At 64.9% G+C, this 2,545-nt stretch carries 2 protein-coding genes; both read left to right on the top strand.

Features of this window, described 5'->3' with window-relative positions:
* A partial coding sequence (locus BKP54_RS34670; RefSeq protein ID WP_084815709.1) for a sugar phosphate isomerase/epimerase occupies positions 1 to 1,041 on the top strand: 1,041 nt, incomplete at its 5' end.
* Positions 1,042 to 1,379: 338 nt separating this feature from the next.
* The coding region (locus BKP54_RS34665; RefSeq protein WP_084815708.1) for a Gfo/Idh/MocA family oxidoreductase at positions 1,380 to 2,545 on the top strand (1,166 nt) is incomplete at its 3' end.

Here is a 2,545-nt window from a genome sequence, read left to right as displayed (position 1 = left end):
AAGGGCCCCGGTCTGTTTCTTGCGCAGTTTGCCGGGGATGCGGCGCCGTTCAACTCGTTTGCGGCGATCACCAAGTGGGCTGCCGATTGCGGCTACAAGGGCGTGCAGGTGCCGACCTGGGATACCAGGCTGATCGACTTGCGGAAGGCGGCGACGTCGAAGGCCTATTGCGACGAGCTGTCCGGCATTGCCCGCGACAACGGCGTTGTGATCACCGAGCTGTCGACCCATCTGCAGGGCCAACTGGTCGCCGCCCATCCGGCCTATGACGAGGTGTTCGACGGTTTTGCCGTGCCGGAAGTGCGCGGCAATCCTGGGGCACGGCAGCAATGGGCGGTCGAGCAGGTGAAGATGGCGCTGACGGCGTCGAAGAACCTCGGGCTTAATGCGATGGCGAGCTTTTCCGGCGCGCTTGCCTGGCCGTTCGTCTATCCCTGGCCGCAGCGGCCGGCCGGCCTGGTCGAGACCGCCTTCGACGAACTGGCGCGGCGCTGGAAACCGATCCTCGATCATGCCGAGGATTGCGGCGTCGACATCTGCTACGAGATCCATCCGGGCGAGGACCTGCACGACGGCATCACCTTCGAGATGTTTTTAGAGCGTACCGGCAACCATGCCCGCGCCAACATGCTCTACGACCCCTCGCACTATGTGCTGCAATGCCTCGACTATCTCGACAACATCGACATCTACAAGGATCGCATCCGGATGTTCCACGTCAAGGATGCCGAGTTCAACCCGACCGGCAGGCAGGGCGTCTATGGCGGCTACCAGGGCTGGGTCAACCGGGCCGGGCGCTTCCGTTCGCTCGGCGACGGCCAGGTCGATTTCGGCGCGGTGTTTTCCAAGATGGCGGCCAATGATTTTTCCGGCTGGGCGGTGGTGGAATGGGAGTGCTGTCTGAAGCATCCCGAAGACGGCGCGCGCGAAGGCGCCGAGTTCGTCAGGCACCACATCATCCGGGTTACCGAAAAGGCCTTCGACGACTTTGCCGACGGCGGCACCGACGAGGCCGCCAACCGGCGCCTGCTGGGGATCTGAGGCAGGTATAGAGCCAACGGTGGCGCCTGCCCGGCGATGGCCGCAGTGCGCCCCCGGCCGTAGCCCCTCACCCTAACCCTCTCCCGCAAGCGGGGAGAGGGGACGTGCCACACGGTGCTGCCGAGCGAGAGGAAACGCCGTCGCGATCGCCCTTCTGCCAGCTGCTGGAGGAGGGGATGTGAGCTGACGCTGGCGCTGCTGTCTTGGCTGGTGGTGCGAGCGGGTGCCGCATATTCCTTCTCCCCGCCCGGCGGGGAGAAGGTGCCGGCAGGCGGATGACAGCCGCACGACGATGACAACGAGACGATAGAGCAGGTTCAGAACAGGGAGACAAAACGATGGCAATCGAGGGAACGAGCGAGAAGCGCGAGCGGCGGATCAGGCTCGGCATGGTCGGCGGCGGTTCGGGCGCCTTCATCGGCGCGGTGCACCGCATCGCCGCCCGGCTCGACGATCACTACGAACTGGTGGCCGGCGCCCTGTCGTCGACGCCGGACAAGGCCGAAAGCTCCGGCCGCGAGCTCGGGCTTGATCCGTCGCGGGTCTATTCCGACTTCAAGCAAATGGCGATCCGCGAGGCCAAGCTGAAGGACGGCATCGAGGCGGTGGCGATCGTCACCCCCAACCATGTGCACTATGCCGCCGCCAAGGAATTCCTGAAGCGCGGTATCCATGTGATCTGCGACAAGCCGCTGACCTCGACGCTTTCGGATGCGAAGAAGCTGAAGAAGGCGGCCGACGACAGCGAGGCGCTGTTCGTGCTCACCCACAACTACACCGGCTATCCGATGGTGCGCCAGGCGCGCGCGATGGTCGAAAATGGCGACATCGGCGCTATCCGGCTGGTGCAGATGGAATATCCGCAGGACTGGCTGACGGAGAATATCGAGCAGTCGGGCCAGAAACAGGCGGCCTGGCGCACCGATCCGGCCCGCTCCGGCGCCGGCGGCTCGACCGGCGACATCGGCACCCATGCCTATAATCTCGGCGCCTTCGTCTCCGGGCTGGAACTCGAGGAACTTGCCGCCGACCTCGACAGCTTCGTTGCCGGCCGAAAGCTCGACGACAATGCCCATGTGATGATGCGCTTCAAGAAAAAGGACGGCGAGCGCGCCAAGGGGCTGCTCTGGTGCAGCCAGGTGGCGCCCGGCCACGAGAACGGCCTGATGGTGCGGGTCTACGGCACCAAGGGTGGGCTCGAATGGACGCAGAAGGACCCGAACTATCTCTGGTACACGCCGTTCGGCGAGCCGAAGCGGCTGCTCACCCGGGCTGGTGCCGGCTCCGGCCCGGCCGCCGCTCGCGTCAGCCGCATTCCTTCTGGCCACCCCGAAGGCTATCTCGAAGGGTTTGCCAATATCTACACCGAAGCGGCCCGGGCGATCTTCGCCAAACGAAAGGGCGAGGCGATCGATGCCGCCGTCACCTATCCGACAATCGACGACGGTATGAAGGGCATGGCCTTCGTCGATGCCTGCGTGCAGTCGTCAAAACGAAACGGCGC

The sequence above is a fragment of the Ensifer sp. 1H6 genome (assembly GCF_001976035.1).
GTDB lineage: Bacteria > Pseudomonadota > Alphaproteobacteria > Rhizobiales > Rhizobiaceae > Ensifer > Ensifer canadensis.
This window is presented reverse-complemented; position numbering and strand designations above follow the sequence as displayed.